Origin of the sequence: Stenotrophomonas maltophilia (assembly GCF_003970865.1) — a bacterium.
In the GTDB taxonomy this organism is placed as follows: domain Bacteria; phylum Pseudomonadota; class Gammaproteobacteria; order Xanthomonadales; family Xanthomonadaceae; genus Stenotrophomonas; species Stenotrophomonas maltophilia_AR.
On sequence record NZ_RXLZ01000092.1, the window covers coordinates 1 to 13,397 of the forward strand.

The 13,397-nt window shown below is 67.4% G+C and carries 15 protein-coding genes; 8 read left to right on the top strand and 7 right to left on the bottom strand.

What is annotated here, in order from left to right; all coding sequences use genetic code 11:
- Positions 1-291 precede the first annotated feature (291 nt).
- Genes EKL94_RS20715 through EKL94_RS20740 form a run of 6 tightly spaced genes read left to right on the top strand, consistent with a single transcriptional unit; the run spans position 292 to position 6,092 of the window.
- Complete coding sequence (locus tag EKL94_RS20715; protein ID WP_126930465.1) at positions 292-909, top strand: CDP-alcohol phosphatidyltransferase family protein; 618 nt, start codon at positions 292-294, stop codon at positions 907-909.
- 34 nt (positions 910-943) lie between these two features.
- On the top strand, positions 944-2,695 hold the full coding sequence (locus EKL94_RS20720; protein WP_126930466.1) for a bifunctional alpha/beta hydrolase/class I SAM-dependent methyltransferase: 1,752 nt from the start codon (positions 944-946) through the stop codon (positions 2,693-2,695).
- Positions 2,695-4,023, top strand: coding sequence for a phosphatase PAP2/dual specificity phosphatase family protein (locus EKL94_RS20725; RefSeq protein ID WP_126930467.1), 1,329 nt, complete (start codon positions 2,695-2,697; stop codon positions 4,021-4,023). Before EKL94_RS20720 ends, EKL94_RS20725 begins: the two co-directional genes overlap by 1 nt.
- Positions 4,020-4,457 (top strand): hypothetical protein, encoded by a 438-nt coding sequence (locus tag EKL94_RS20730; protein ID WP_126930468.1) that lies wholly within the window; start codon positions 4,020-4,022, stop codon positions 4,455-4,457. The genes EKL94_RS20725 and EKL94_RS20730 overlap by 4 nt, the downstream gene beginning before the upstream one ends.
- Before the next feature lie 13 nt (positions 4,458-4,470).
- Entirely contained in the window at positions 4,471-5,100 is a 630-nt protein-coding gene (locus EKL94_RS20735) for a lysophospholipid acyltransferase family protein (protein ID WP_005411260.1), read from the top strand.
- On the top strand, positions 5,097-6,092 hold the full coding sequence (locus EKL94_RS20740; RefSeq protein ID WP_010481069.1) for a phosphatidate cytidylyltransferase: 996 nt from the start codon (positions 5,097-5,099) through the stop codon (positions 6,090-6,092). Before EKL94_RS20735 ends, EKL94_RS20740 begins: the two co-directional genes overlap by 4 nt.
- Before the next feature lie 127 nt (positions 6,093-6,219).
- Here EKL94_RS20740 and fis read toward each other — a convergent pair whose 3' ends face one another.
- From fis to prmA, 3 genes are all read right to left on the bottom strand, one after another.
- Entirely contained in the window at positions 6,220-6,495 is a 276-nt protein-coding gene (fis, locus tag EKL94_RS20745; RefSeq protein WP_005419706.1) for a DNA-binding transcriptional regulator Fis, read from the bottom strand.
- A 114-nt stretch (positions 6,496-6,609) separates the two neighbouring features.
- Positions 6,610-7,380, bottom strand: a complete 771-nt coding sequence (locus EKL94_RS20750) for a DUF3426 domain-containing protein (protein WP_126930469.1) — start codon at positions 7,378-7,380, stop codon at positions 6,610-6,612.
- Positions 7,381-7,422: 42 nt separating this feature from the next.
- Positions 7,423-8,343, bottom strand: coding sequence for a 50S ribosomal protein L11 methyltransferase (gene prmA, locus EKL94_RS20755; RefSeq protein WP_126930475.1), 921 nt, complete (start codon positions 8,341-8,343; stop codon positions 7,423-7,425).
- Positions 8,344-8,506: 163 nt separating this feature from the next.
- Here prmA and EKL94_RS20760 point away from each other — a divergent pair, with 163 nt between their 5' ends.
- Together EKL94_RS20760 and EKL94_RS20765 are read left to right on the top strand one after the other, a co-directional pair.
- Positions 8,507-9,472, top strand: coding sequence for a hypothetical protein (locus EKL94_RS20760; protein ID WP_126930476.1), 966 nt, complete (start codon positions 8,507-8,509; stop codon positions 9,470-9,472).
- Complete coding sequence (locus EKL94_RS20765; RefSeq protein WP_126930470.1) at positions 9,469-9,843, top strand: hypothetical protein; 375 nt, start codon at positions 9,469-9,471, stop codon at positions 9,841-9,843. Before EKL94_RS20760 ends, EKL94_RS20765 begins: the two co-directional genes overlap by 4 nt.
- Before the next feature lie 129 nt (positions 9,844-9,972).
- On the opposite strand, the gene accC is transcribed toward EKL94_RS20765, so the two are convergent.
- From accC to aroQ, 4 genes are read right to left on the bottom strand one after another with little or no spacing between them, the layout of a single operon-like run.
- Positions 9,973-11,340: an acetyl-CoA carboxylase biotin carboxylase subunit gene (gene accC, locus EKL94_RS20770; RefSeq protein ID WP_126930471.1), complete on the bottom strand. Its 1,368-nt coding sequence runs from the start codon at positions 11,338-11,340 to the stop codon at positions 9,973-9,975.
- A 10-nt stretch (positions 11,341-11,350) separates the two neighbouring features.
- Positions 11,351-11,830 (bottom strand): acetyl-CoA carboxylase biotin carboxyl carrier protein, encoded by a 480-nt coding sequence (accB, locus tag EKL94_RS20775; RefSeq protein WP_126930472.1) that lies wholly within the window; start codon positions 11,828-11,830, stop codon positions 11,351-11,353.
- Positions 11,831-11,883: 53 nt separating this feature from the next.
- Positions 11,884-12,309, bottom strand: coding sequence for a lysozyme inhibitor LprI family protein (locus EKL94_RS20780; protein ID WP_126930473.1), 426 nt, complete (start codon positions 12,307-12,309; stop codon positions 11,884-11,886).
- Complete coding sequence (aroQ, locus tag EKL94_RS20785; RefSeq protein WP_126930474.1) at positions 12,306-12,755, bottom strand: type II 3-dehydroquinate dehydratase; 450 nt, start codon at positions 12,753-12,755, stop codon at positions 12,306-12,308. The genes EKL94_RS20780 and aroQ overlap by 4 nt, the downstream gene beginning before the upstream one ends.
- Positions 12,756-13,397 lie beyond the last annotated feature (642 nt).

Sequence of the window (13,397 nt, forward strand, 5' to 3'; positions counted from 1 at the left end):
TGGTTGGGTTATTATTTGGTATTGACTCGGCTTCACGCTTGGTTGGTGTCTTTTTTCGGTTTCAGGGAGCAGAGCGGGGGGGGGGGGGGGGGGGGGGGGGGGGGGGCGGGGATGTGGAAAAGGGGCAGCGCTGGAAGGGGTAATTTGCCGTGGCAATCGGCGTAAGGCCGGGTCGGGCACACCGATCCGGCCCGATCCGGGGGCTGGGCTGCGGACCAGAGCGGGTTGCCGGAATCTGCCAACGATGGGGTAGGCTGTGCCCGCACTGCCAAGGATCAGCGGGTACGGATCATGTCGATCTATGCATTGAAAGGACGTTTCCAGGACCTGTTGCGTCCAGCCGTACGCGGCCTGTTCCGCATGGGGATCACTGCCAATACGGTGACCGTGGCCGCTGCCGTGGTCTCGCTGCTGGTGGCTGGCGCCGTCTGGTGCTGCGCGCCGGCCCAGCCCCTGCTGTACCTGCTGCTGCCACTGTGGATGCTGCTGCGCATGGCGCTCAACGCCGTGGACGGCATGCTGGCCCGCGAGTTCGGCCAGCAGTCGCGGCTGGGCGCCTATCTGAACGAGTTGTGCGATGTGATCGCCGACGCCGCGCTGTACCTGAGCCTGCTCAGCGTGCCGGGCGTGCGACCGGAGGCGCTGTGGCTGCTGGCCTGGACCGCGGCGCTGAGCGAGTACGCCGGGGTGCTGGGGCTGATGGTCGGGGCCAGCCGCCGCTATGACGGCCCGATGGGCAAGAGCGACCGCGCCTTCGTGATCGGTGCGCTGGGCCTGCTGCTGGCGTTTGAGTGGGTTGGCGCGATGACGGTCACTGGCGTGGCCGCGGCCATGGCGGTGCTGTGCGTGCTGACGATGATCAACCGCGTCCGTCGCGGACTGCGGGAAGCGGCGGTTTCGCCGAATTAATCAAGCAGATACAAAAAGACAATCAGGAGATTGCATGCGTCAGGCGCAGGAACGGGAATTCCACAGCTTCGACCAGGTACCGCTGTTCTACCGGTACTGGGCGGGCACCACCGCCACCCCGGCCACCAAGGCCATCGTGCTGCTGCATCGCGGCCATGAACATTCCGGCCGGGTCACCCACCTGGTCGATGAGCTGGACCTGCCCGACACTGCCTTCTTCGCCTGGGATGCGCGCGGCAATGGCCGTTCGCCGGGCGCGCGCGGCGATGCACCGGGCTTCCCGGCGCTGGTGCGTGATCTGGACAGCTTCATCGCCCACATCGGCGACGCGCATGGCATCGCGGTGGAAGACATCGTGGTGATCGCGCAGAGCGTGGGCGCGGTGGTCGCCGCGACCTGGGTGCACGACTACGCGCCGCGCCTGCGCGCGCTGATCATGGCTTCGCCTGCGTTCAAGGTGAAGCTGTACGTGCCGTTCGCGCGCCCGGGCCTGGCATTGATGCAGAAGCTGCGCGGCAACTTCTTCGTCAACAGCTACGTCAAGCCGCAGTGGCTGACCCACGATCCGGCGCGGGTGGAAAGCTACCGCACCGATCCGCTGATCACCCGGCCGATTTCGGTGCGCGTGTTGCTGGGCCTGTACGAAGCGGCCGACCGCATCGTCGCCGATGCGCAGGCCATCAGCGTGCCGGTGCAGCTGCTGGTGTCCGGCTCGGACTTCGTCGTCCACCGTGCCCCGCAGGACCGCTTCTACGAGCGCCTGTCCAGCCCGATCAAGGAGCGCGTGCATCTGCCGGGCTTCTTCCATGACACGCTGGGCGAACGTGATCGGGCGCCGGCACTGGCGCGCATCCGCAGCTTCATCCAGGCGCGTTTCGCCGAACCGCTGCGTGAGCTGTCACGGCGCGATGCACACCGCCACGGGCCGACCTTCGAAGAATCGGAAATCCTGGCCTGGCCACCGGAACGCAACAGCCTGGCCGACCTGCGCTGGCGCGTGGTACGTGGCGGCCTGCGTTTCGGTGGCACGTTGTCCGAAGGTATCGCGCTGGGCCTGCAGACCGGTTTCGATTCCGGCAGCACGCTCGACTACATCTATCGCGACCAAGCGCGTGGCAAGGGCCCGCTGGGCCGCATGGTCGACCGCAACTATCTGGATGCAATCGGCTGGCGCGGCATCCGTGTGCGCGGCCAGCACCTGCAGGAACTGCTGCGCGATGCCGCCCAGCGCCTGCGCGGGCAGGGCACGCCGGTGCGCGTGCTGGACGTGGCCGCTGGCCATGGCCGCTACGTGCTGGAAGCATTGGGCCAGGGCGAACAGCGCGCCGAGCGCATCGTGCTGCGTGATTTCAGCGACTTGAACGTGACCCAGGGCCAGGCATTGATCGAGCGGCTGGGTGCGGCCGACATCGCGCGCTTCGAGCAGGGCGATGCCTTCGACCCGGCACAGCTGGCCAAGGTTGATCCGGCGCCGACGCTGGCGGTGGTTTCCGGCCTGTACGAACTGTTCCCGGACAACGATGCGGTGCTGCGCTCGCTGCAGGGCATCGCCGCGACCGTGCCGGTGGGCGGCTACCTGGCCTACACCGGCCAGCCCTGGCACCCGCAGCTGGAATTCATCGCCCGCGCGCTGACCAGCCACCGTGGCGGCGCCGCGTGGGTGATGCGCCGCCGTACCCAGCAGGAGATGGATGAGCTGGTGCGCCTGGCCGGGTTCGAGAAGGTGGCGCAGCGCATCGACGACTTCGGCATCTTCACCGTGTCGCTGGCGCGCCGGACCGCGTGATGGCGACGCTGGCCGCAACTCCGCTGGCCGCGGAAGGGCGCCCCTGGCGGCGCGCCCTGCTGTGGCTGGCCCTGCTGGGCCCGTTCTTCTTCGCCAGCTATGGCTTCGCCAACTGGATGGCCGGTCGCCACGCCGCGTTGCCGGTGATGGCGTTCGCGTGGGAGATACGCATCCCGTTTGTGCCGTGGACGATCGTGCCGTACTGGTCGATCGATCTGTTCTACGCGATCTCATTCTTCCTGTGCCGTCAGCGCCTCGAACTGGACCGGCATGCGCTGCGGCTGTTCAGTGCGCAGGTCATCGCGGTTACCTGTTTTCTGCTGTGGCCGCTGCGCTTCAGCTTCGAACGGCCGGAGATCGGCGGCGTATTTGGCTGGTTGTTCGACGTGCTGCTGGGCTTCGACAAGCCGTTCAACCAGGCGCCGTCGCTGCACATCGTGCTGCTGATCGTGTTGTGGGTGAAGTTCGCGCAGTATCTGCACGGGGTGTGGCGCGGTGTACTGCATCTGTGGGCACTGCTGATCGGCGTCTCGGTGCTGACCACGTTCCAGCATCATTTCATCGATATCCCGACCGGCCTGCTGGCCGGTTGGCTGTGCGTCTGGCTGTGGCCGGAGCAGGGCACGCCACCGTTGCGGGCCTGGCACACCGCGCGTGACGCCAAACGTTGGCGATTGGCAGCGCTGTACCTGCTGGGGGCCGCTGTATTGCTGGTGCCGGTGGTGCTTCTGCGTGGCGCCGCGTTGTGGCTGCTGTGGCCGGTGGTGTCGTTGCTGCTGGTGGCGCTGGCCTATGCCGGGCTGGGTGCGGCGGTGTTCCAGAAGCGCGCCGATGGTCGCCTGACCATGGCCGCGCGCTGGCTGCTGGCGCCGTACCTGGGCGCCGCCAGGATCAATTCGCGGCTATGGACGCGGCGTGCGCCGCAGCCGGTGCCGGTGATGGATGGCGTGTGGCTGGGGCGCATTCCCTCCGGGGCATTGCCGGCACCGCTGGTGGGCGTGGTCGATGCCTGTGCCGAGCTGACCTGCCGCGCGCCGGGCGCCACGTATGCCAGCGTGCCGATGCTGGACCTGGTGGTCCCTGCACCGGAACAGCTGCGCGAGGCGGCCGAGGCCATCGAGCGGCTGCATGCGCACGGACCGTTGCTGGTGTGCTGTGCGCTGGGCTATTCGCGCAGCGCCGCCAGCGTCGCCACCTGGCTGCTGCGCAGTGGTCGTGCGGCCGATGCGAACACGGCAGTGGCGATCGTGCGGGCTGCACGCCCGGGCATCGTGCTGGGCGCGGCGCATCTGCATGCCATCACTGCTGCGGCAGGAGCGCGCGCATGAGCACGGTTCCCGATCTGGTGACCATGCAGGTGCTGCTGCGCCAGGGGCGTTGGCCGGCGCTGCTGTCGCTGGGCCTGTTGCTGGTGGCGCTGCTGCTGCTCGGCATCGAGCCGGGGCTGGCGATGATCGCTGCCGGCCTGTTGCTGCTCAGTGTTGCTGCGGGCATCGCACAGGCCTATCACGCGTGGCGGGCGGGGCTGGATGCCAGCCTGTTGCAGCTGCTGCGGGATGAAGGCCTGGATGGCGAAGCCGCCGCGCGCCGCATCGATCAGCTGCTGCACGACAGTGGCCTGCGCCGCGCGTCGCCCGATGCGCCACTGCGTGGCTGGGATGCGCGCTGGTCCGGCATGCGTCGCCTGCTGCTGCGCCAGTACCTGTTGACCGCAGTGCAGTTCGCACTGCTGGTGCTGGCCGTGTTGTGGCCGCAGACGTGAACCGGAGGGACCGATGTTTGCTGAACTGATTGCCCGCGCCTGCAGTGGCGCGATCCATGTGGTGACCGGCGCACGCGCGCTGTGGATCGGTTGCGCGCCGTCCAGCGAGCGCCGCGTGTACTACGGCAACCACGCCAGCCATGGTGACTTCGTGCTGATCTGGTCGTCGATGCCACCGGCACTGCGGCGCCAGGTGCGCCCGGTTGCTGCGGCCGAGTACTGGCAGCGTGATGGCCTGCGTCGCTACCTGATCGATGCGGTGTTCAACGGCGTGCTGGTCGAGCGCGAGGCCGGCCATCGCCAGCAGGATCCGCTGCAGGCCCTGCGTGACGCGGTGGACGAAGACTGCTCGCTGATCCTGTTTCCGGAAGGTACCCGCAACGTGGGCGATGAGCCGCTGCTGCCGTTCAAGAGCGGCATCTATCACCTGGCACGGCAACGGCCGGAGCTGGAATTCGTGCCGGTATGGATCGACAACCTGAAGCGGGTGATGCCGAAGGGCCGGTTCCTGCCGCTGCCGCTGCTGTGCACGGCCACCTTCGGTACGCCGTTGCGGCTGCAGGCGGACGAGGACAAGGCGGCCTTCCTGGCCCGCAGCCGGCAGGCGCTGCTGGACCTGGCGCCGAATGGAGGTCGTGCATGAGTTTCGTGCTGGATGTATCTGGCGATCTGGCAACGCAGAGTGTCGGCCAGCAGACCGGCCTGCTGTTTGCCGGCGTCGGCGCGGTGCTGGTGCTGGCCACGCTGGTGGCCGAGACCCTGCGCTGGCGCCAGCGCGGGCAGCCCAGTGCGGTCATCGCCAACCTGGTGTCACGCATCCGTGCCTGGTGGGTGATGGCGATCGTGGTCGGGCTGGCGCTGTTCTTCGGCCGTGCCGGTGTGATCGTGCTGTTCGCGATCATCTCGCTGTTCGCGCTGCGCGAGTTCATCACCCTGGCGCCGACCCGCTCGGGCGATTACTACGCGCTGCTGGCCGCGTTCTACATCGTCCTGCCGTGGCAGTACTACCTGGTGTGGATCGACTGGTACGGCATGTACACGCTGCTGATTCCGGTCTATGCGTTCCTGTTCCTGCCGATCCTGTCGACCATCGGCGGTGACACCACGCACTACCTGGAGCGCACGGCGAAGGTGCAGTGGGGGCTGATGATCTGCGTGTTCTGCATCTCGCACGTACCGCTGCTGCTGAACCTGCACGTGCCCGGCCACGACCCCTCGCGCAACGTGCTGCTGTTCGCCTTCCTGGTGATCGTGGTGCAGTCCTCGGACGTGCTGCAGTACATCTGGGGCAAGCTGCTGGGCAAGCACCTGATCGCGCCGAAGCTGTCGCCGTCGAAGACGGTGGAGGGCTTCGTGGGCGGCGTGCTGAGTGCCAGCGCGCTGGGCGCGGCGCTGTGGTGGATCACCCCGTTCACGCCGCTGCAGGCGTTCGGCCTGTCGTTGCTGATCAACCTGATGGGGTTCTGGGGCGGCCTGGTGATGTCGGCGATCAAGCGTGATCGTGGCATCAAGGACTGGGGCCACATGATCGAGGGCCATGGTGGCATGCTCGACCGGCTGGATTCGGTGTGCTTCGCCGCGCCGGTGTTCTTCCACGTGGTGCGGTATTACTGGAAGGCGGGCGGGGGCGGTTGATTCTGCCGGCTTCCATCCACGCATGGCGTGGATCTACCGGCAGTGCCGGCCGCTGGCCGGCAACTGCAACATCCTGCCATCGTTCATGGGGTTGCCGGCCAGCGGCCGGCACTACCCACGCGCGCGCTTACGCGCTGATGCCGTATTCCTTCAGCTTCTTGCGCAGGGTGGCGCGGTGGATGCCCAGCATCGCCGCGGCGCGGCTCTGGTTGCCTTCGCAGTGGTTGAGCACTTCCACGAACAGCGGGATCTCCATCTCGCGCAGCACGATCTCGTAGACATCGTCCGCATCGCAGCCATCAAGGTCACGCAGGTAGCGGCGCACGGACTGGGCGACGTGTTCACGCAGCGGTGGCCGGGGAGCGCCACGACTGTTGTCAGGACGAGAAAGGACAGCGTTCAAGGGGGTTCCCGATTCGGTTGGCCCGTGCGCGCGGAGCGCGCGGCCGGACGAGGTGGTGGCGGCCAGTCTAGCGCGAGCGTGCCCGGCCTGCCACGGCTGGTCGCCTCACCCCGGTCAGAGGAAGTCGAAGGTGAATGCGACGGTGGACGCAGCGGGCTCCTGTACCCGGAACGCGACGCGCGCGCTCTGGCCCGGTTCCAGCAGGGCTGCGCCGGGGTTCTCACCCAGGTACTGCGCGGGCGTGAACACACCGCTGCCGATCACCCGGCCATCGGCATCGGACAATGACAACCGCAGGTCCGGCCACGTCTGTGCCCAGCGCGCATCGTTGCGGATGCTGGCTTGCACCTGCAGCACGCCGGCCTGGCCTGGCAGGGGGCGGATCTCGCGGCTGGTCATGGTGAACGCCGCGGGTTCGTGCCAGGCGGGCAGGCTGCAGCGCAGTACGCCGCACAGCGTGCCCAGCCATGCGCGGTTGCCGGCGTCGGCGGCCAGCCGCGCGCGGTCGCCCAGCACGCTCTGCAGTAGCAGCAGCAATGCCAGCCCGGCGACCAGCAGCCAGTGCCAGCGGGGTGCTGGCAGCGTGCGCGCGCGTGCGCTGCCGAGGAAGCTGGGGGCATCACTGGCGACCGCCGTTGCCTGCACCGCGAGCGGCGCCGGTTCGACGGCTGCTGCTTCATCAACGATGACAACGTCATCGTCGTGTCGCATCTCTGTTGCCGGTGGTTGTGCCAGGTCGATGGGCTCGACGGGCATCTGCTCCACAGGCGTTGTGTGCCCGGCTTCGTCCTGCGTGCGCGCATCGGTTGCAGGCGCGGGCTCACCTTCCGGCGTCGTGCGCAGGAAGGTGGCCAGGGGACGGCGCGGTGGGTTCGGCTCGGACATGCTCAGGGCGCGGGCTCGGATCCAGCGGTCATTCAACCACGATCAGGCGCGGCGCACGCCGGTGATGCGCATCCAGTCGCCATCCTGGGTGGCCTGCAGATCGTCGAACCAGGCCGCATAGCGCTGCAGCAGTTCGCCTTCCTGGCCATGCAGGATGCCGGACAGGGCGATGCGGCCACCGGCAGCGACGCGCGCGGCCAGCAGTTCGGCCAGCGCATCCAGCGCCGAGGCGAGGATGTTGGCGACCACGATCGGATAGGTCGCGACCGGTTCGTCCTGCGGCAGGTACACGTGCATGCGCGCCTGTTCGCCGTTGCGCTCGGCATTGTCGGCGGTGGCGACCAGGGCCTGCGGATCGTTGTCCACGCCGATGGCTTCAGCGGCGCCCAGCTTCAGCGCGGCCAGTGCGAGGATGCCCGAGCCGCAACCGAAGTCGAGCACGCGCTGGCCCTGCAGCAGGCCAGCGACCGCCAACTGGTCCAGCCAGCGCAGGCACAGTGCGGTGGTCGGGTGGGTGCCCGAACCGAACGCCAGGCCCGGGTCCAGCCGCACCACGGCGGCATCGGCGGCCTGTGCGGCATCGGGCAGTTCATGGTTCCACGGCACGATCCAGGTACGGCTGCCGAAGTCCATCGGCTGGAACTGGTCGATCCAGGCGCGTTCCCAGTCTTCATCCTCGACCGCGCGGAAGCTGCCGCCGCTCCAGTCCAGCTCCGGATCGAAGGATTCCAGTGCGGCCAGCAGCAACAGCGCGTTGCTGTCGGCGGGGAACAGTGCGCTCAGCACCAGCGTGTCCCACAGCGGGGTCTCGCCCACGCCCGGTTCGAGAATGGCCTGTTCGTTGCTGGTATCGGCCTCGGCATCGAGCAGGGTCACGGCCAGTGCACCAACGTCCTCCAGCGCATTTTCATAGCGGGGCTGGGTGGCTTCGGTGCAGCGCAGGGTCAGTTCCAGGAACGGCATGGCGGTGGGGGCAATCGCGGGAAAGGGGGCCATGCTAGACCATCGGGGCGTCTCCGTATTGCCTGAGATGCTGCTCCGAGATGAACGAAGCCCGTTCAGACAGGCCCGCCGGGCCTTGCTAAACTTCGTGCTTTCCTGTGCGCCGCATTGCTCACCGCCACCGATGGCCTTCGCTCCCACCCTGAAAACCTGGTTGCTCGTACTGCCGGCCGTGGCCGTGCTGGGCGTGGCCGGTTATCGGGCCAGCGGCCATGCTGCGACCTCTTCGCTGGCGTCGGCGGATCTGGCAGGTGGGGTGGCAGCCACTGACAGTGCGGCGCCGCTGCCGGTGATGCCGGAGGCGCTCGCGCGCCGCCTGGCACCCTTCGAGCGTGGCAATGCATTGCCGTCCGGGCTGCCCCTGGATCTCCGCGCCGATATCGAAGACGCCACCGACCTGTATGCCTATGCACAGCGGTTGCGTGCGCAGGCGGACGAAGGCAACCACGAGGCGCGCTGGATGCTCAGCCGTGTCTATGACTATTGCGCGCAGTACGCGGTCGATCCGGGCGGCTACCGCCTGGACAACAACGTGCTGGCCGGGCTGGGCCTGACCGCCGCGCCGGCGATGGTGCAGGCGCGCGAACGCGTCGCGCAGCGTTGTGGCGGTTTCGTGCCGGGCGACAAGCTGGGCACGGCCTTGGTGCTGTCCGAACGTCGCAAGGCGGCCGCACAAGGCAATCTGGCTGCTGAGGCTGCGTTGTTCGCCGAGGGCGAACCGCTGCAGGACAGCCCCGAGTACCGCCGTGACCTGGTTGAACGGGTGCGCACCTCGCGTGACCCGGAGGCCTTCATGGCGATTGCACCGGGCATGGGCGTGCGCGCCTCGGGTGACCGCGCGCTCAACGGCCTGGTGGCGGGTGAGCAGCTCAGTGAACTCGCATGGCGGCTTTCGGCCTGCGAACTCGGTCTACCGTGTGGGGCAGACAGTGTGCTGGTCAACAGTTTTTGTGCGAACGGAGGGATCTGTTCGCAGGATGGTACGCAGGATTTCCGGGATTTCGTGTATGACGCTGCGGTATCGCGGCAGGGCGCTGGGAAGATGAAGGAATGGATCAAGCGATTGGTTGGAAAGAGGAACGAGCAATGAACTACCGCCGATTCCTGCACGGGGCCAAGTTCTGGTTCTGGGTGGCCCTGTTCGTGGCCTACTCGGCCGGCGCGGTTGGCCTGCTGATGATCGATACCTACGAAGATCGCTACCGGCATCTGTCGAAGGTGGAACTGACCACGGTGAAGGCGCAGGAAGACGTGCGCCGTGCCGGTGCCAGCCAGGTGGCCGCGGTCTATCGCGCGCAGAGCGGCATGCCGTTCGCGTCGCTGCCGGCGGGCAGCACCTTCCAGGTGGTGTGGCCGGATGGTTCGACCGAGACCATGGTGATCGTCGACCCGACCTCGCCCAATGGCGTGCGTCCGCTGGCGAACTCGCAGATTCCGGCCGAAGCGGCCGTCAAGCGCTGATGCGCCTGCTGTAGAGCCGAGCCCACGCTCGGCCGGGCTTTCCGGCAAGCCGGGCATGGGCTCGGCTCTACAACAACAGAAAAGGGCGGGGATATCCCCGCCCTTTTCATGTCCAGCACCTGGCGCCGATCAGGTCAGCGCGATCGGCTTGTTCTTGCGTTCGGCCAAGCGCTTTTCCAGGTAGTGGATGTTCTGGCCACCGGCCTGGAAGCCCTTGTCGCGCATGATCCGCTGCTGCAGGGCGACGTTGGTCTTGATGCCATCGACCACCATTTCGCTCAGTGCCACGCGCATGCGGGCAATGGCGGTTTCGCGGTCCGGGCCGTGCACGATCAGCTTGCCGATCATCGAGTCGTAGTTCGACGGCACGCGGTAGCCACTGTAGATGTGGGTGTCCACGCGCACGCCGGGGCCGCCCGGCGGATGGAAGCCGGTGATGGTGCCCGGGCTCGGCACGAAGGTTTCCGCGTCTTCGGCGTTGATGCGGCATTCGATGGCATGGCCGGTCAGCACCACGTCACTCTGCTTGATCGACAGCTTCTGGCCGGCAGCGATCTTCAGCTGCTCGGCCACCAGGTCGATGCCGGTGACCATTTCGGTGACCGGATGTTCCACCTGGATGCGGGTGTTCATCTCGATGAAGTAGAAGCGGCCGTCCTCGTACAGGAACTCGAACGTGCCGGCGCCACGGTAGCCGATGCGCACGCAGGCCTCGGTGCAGACCTTGCCGATCTGCTCGCGCTGCTCTGCGCTGATGCCCGGTGCCGGCGCTTCTTCCACTACCTTCTGGTGGCGGCGCTGCATCGAGCAGTCGCGCTCCCCCAGGTGGATGGCGTTGCCCTGGCCGTCGGCCAGTACCTGGATCTCCACGTGGCGCGGATTCTCCAGGAACTTCTCCATGTAGACCTCGCCATTGCCGAACGCGGCCTTGGCCTCGCTCTTGGTGGTTTCGATCGAGGTCTTCAGCGACGCTTCGGCGTGCACCACGCGCATGCCGCGGCCACCGCCGCCACCGGCTGCCTTGATGATGACCGGGTAGCCGATCTCACGGGCGATCTTGGTGTTGGCGACGATGTCCTCGCCCAGCGGGCCGCCCGAACCGGGCACGCACGGCACGCCGGCGGACTTCATCGCGCGGATGGCTTCGACCTTGTCACCCATCATGCGGATGGTGTCGGCCTTGGGGCCGATGAAGATGAAGCCGGACTCTTCCACACGCTCGGCGAAGTCTGCGTTCTCCGACAGGAAGCCGTAGCCCGGGTGGATGGCCTGGGCGTCGGTGACTTCCGCCGCGGCGATCAGTGCCGGGATGTTGAGGTAGCTCTGCGGCGACGGTGCCGGACCGATGCAGACCGACTCGTCGGCCATGGCCACGTGCTTGAGGTTGCGGTCGACCGTGGAGTGCACGGCCACCGTGCGGATGCCGAGGGTGTGGCACGCGCGCAGGATGCGCAGCGCGATTTCCCCTCGGTTGGCGATGACGACTTTGTCGAGCATGGCGTGCCCCTCAGCCGATCACGAACAGCGGCTGGTCGAATTCGACCGGCTGGCCGTTCTCGCCGAGGATGGCGACGATGGTGCCGGACTTGTCGGCTTCGATCGGGTTGAACATCTTCATCGCTTCGATGATGGCCAGGGTCTCGCCTTCCTTGACCTGCTGGCCAACGCTGACGAAGGCCGGCTTGTCCGGGGCGGCCGATGCGTAGAAGGTGCCGACCATCGGCGAGCGCAGCACGTGGCCTTCCGGCAGCGCCGGGCCTGGCTTGGCGGTGCCGCCGGTGGAGGCTTCGGTCGGCGACTGCATCGGCATCGCCTGCGGCGCCGGGGCGGCAGGAGCGGCATACACCGGGGCCGCAATCGGGGCGGCATAGCCGGCCACCGGGGCGCGCGACAGGCGCACCGACTCTTCGCCTTCCTTGATTTCGATTTCAGCCAGGTTCGACTCTTCCAGCAGGTCGATCAGCTTCTTGATTTTGCGGAGATCCATGGTGGCCTCTTTGCTCTTGATGTCAGTGTGGTGGGAAGCGCATCGCGCTCGGGTCAAAGCAGTTCGTAGAACTCGCGCAGCTGCCGCGTACGGTCGCGCGCGAGGGTGATCAGGCAGCGCATCTGTGCGCCGTTGCGCGCTGTGCCATCGGAATTGAGGGCATAGACCGCGTTGCAGTCATGGTCGCGCAGCTGCATCCAGGCACGCTGGGCCAGGACCAGCTGCTGCTCGGCATCGCCGCAGTAGCTGCAGGTGCCGCCGCTGGCCGGGGTACGCAGTTGGCGACGCGCCTGTGCATAGACGGTATTGAGTTCTGCATCAGCGGCTGCGGCCACGTCCGAGGCGCACAGGTCGCTCTCCATCGTGGTGGTCGGACGCGCGCAGTCGATGCCTTCGTCCTTGCGGTCGAACGCCGTGGCCGCGCCGCAGAGACCGGCCCACGCCAGAACGCCGGCAAGCACGCGCGGCAGCACGTTCACGCGCGGGCCGCCTGCACACGCAGCAGCGCCGCGTCCATCGCGTAGCGGTAGCTGTCGGCGCCGAAGCCGCAGACCACGCCCACGGCTTTGTCACTGAAGTAGCTGTGCTGGCGGAACGGTTCGCGGGTATGCGGATTGGACAGGTGGATCTCGATGAACGGCACCGCCACCGCCGCCAGCGCATCGCGCAGGGCCACCGAGGTGTGGGTGAAGGCGGCGGGGTTGATCAGGATGAAAGCGGTTCCGTCGTCGCGCGCGGCCTGCACACGGTCCACCAGCACGTGCTCGGCATTGGACTGCAGGCTCTCCACCGCGTGCCCGGCGGCCGAGGCCTGGGTGGCCAGCGCCTGGTCGATGTCGGCCAGCGTGGTGTGGCCGTAGACCTCCGGCTCGCGGGTGCCGAGCAGGTTGAGGTTGGGGCCGTGCAGGACCAGCAGCTTCGCCATGGGATCCGGAAGACGGGAAAGGGCGGCAGTCTGGCGGAACCGGCGGATGCTGTCCAGTTCGGCGAAGTTTGCAGCGTTTCAATCGTATGTTTGAAATTCCCCGGAGGGCTTGCGGCCGTATGGCGGGCGCTGGATCAAGGCGCGCTGAACGCCGTGCAGGCGGGGGATGCATGCACGTAGGCCGACGATGGCGGCAGGCAGGGGCAGGGCTGATGCTGCCATGGGCGGTGATGCGGTAGATCCACGCCATGCGTGGATGAGGCCACCAATCAGTAGATCCACGCCATGCGTGGATGAGGGACCGCCGATCAGTAGATCCACGCCATGCGTGGATGAAGGAAGTTCGGTGCGCAGCAAGCTACGCACCCACCGAGGGGCAGCCCAGGGTGCGCTGCACGCCACCCACCGAGGGGCAGCCCAGGGTGCGCTGCACGCCACCCACCCACCGAGGGGCAGCCCAAGCTGCGCTGCCGCCCCTGTCCCTTATCCACATTCCCGGGCCCCCGACACGGACCGCTAGACCTTATTGGCATGCTTCCTTGACAACAAAAAGACACTCGCAACCCATCCTCTGACGCCGGACCCGCCACCTGCTTGACCACAGAAAAGCACCTCGCACAAGAACTACGCACCAACGACCAG

Bases quoted from the DNA above. Each gene is read 5' to 3' on its own strand.
- EKL94_RS20765 (WP_126930470.1), top strand. From the start codon at position 9,469: ATGAACTACCGCCGATTCCTGCACGGGGCCAAGTTCTGGTTCTGGGTG.
- prmA (WP_126930475.1), bottom strand. From the start codon at position 8,343: ATGCCGTTCCTGGAACTGACCCTGCGCTGCACCGAAGCCACCCAGCCC.
- EKL94_RS20760 (WP_126930476.1), top strand. From the start codon at position 8,507: ATGGCCTTCGCTCCCACCCTGAAAACCTGGTTGCTCGTACTGCCGGCC.
- aroQ (WP_126930474.1), bottom strand. From the start codon at position 12,755: ATGGCGAAGCTGCTGGTCCTGCACGGCCCCAACCTCAACCTGCTCGGC.
- EKL94_RS20720 (WP_126930466.1), top strand. From the start codon at position 944: ATGCGTCAGGCGCAGGAACGGGAATTCCACAGCTTCGACCAGGTACCG.
- EKL94_RS20725 (WP_126930467.1), top strand. From the start codon at position 2,695: ATGGCGACGCTGGCCGCAACTCCGCTGGCCGCGGAAGGGCGCCCCTGG.
- EKL94_RS20730 (WP_126930468.1), top strand. From the start codon at position 4,020: ATGAGCACGGTTCCCGATCTGGTGACCATGCAGGTGCTGCTGCGCCAG.
- EKL94_RS20750 (WP_126930469.1), bottom strand. From the start codon at position 7,380: ATGTCCGAGCCGAACCCACCGCGCCGTCCCCTGGCCACCTTCCTGCGC.
- EKL94_RS20735 (WP_005411260.1), top strand. From the start codon at position 4,471: ATGTTTGCTGAACTGATTGCCCGCGCCTGCAGTGGCGCGATCCATGTG.
- accB (WP_126930472.1), bottom strand. From the start codon at position 11,830: ATGGATCTCCGCAAAATCAAGAAGCTGATCGACCTGCTGGAAGAGTCG.
- EKL94_RS20715 (WP_126930465.1), top strand. From the start codon at position 292: ATGTCGATCTATGCATTGAAAGGACGTTTCCAGGACCTGTTGCGTCCA.
- EKL94_RS20740 (WP_010481069.1), top strand. From the start codon at position 5,097: ATGAGTTTCGTGCTGGATGTATCTGGCGATCTGGCAACGCAGAGTGTC.
- accC (WP_126930471.1), bottom strand. From the start codon at position 11,340: ATGCTCGACAAAGTCGTCATCGCCAACCGAGGGGAAATCGCGCTGCGC.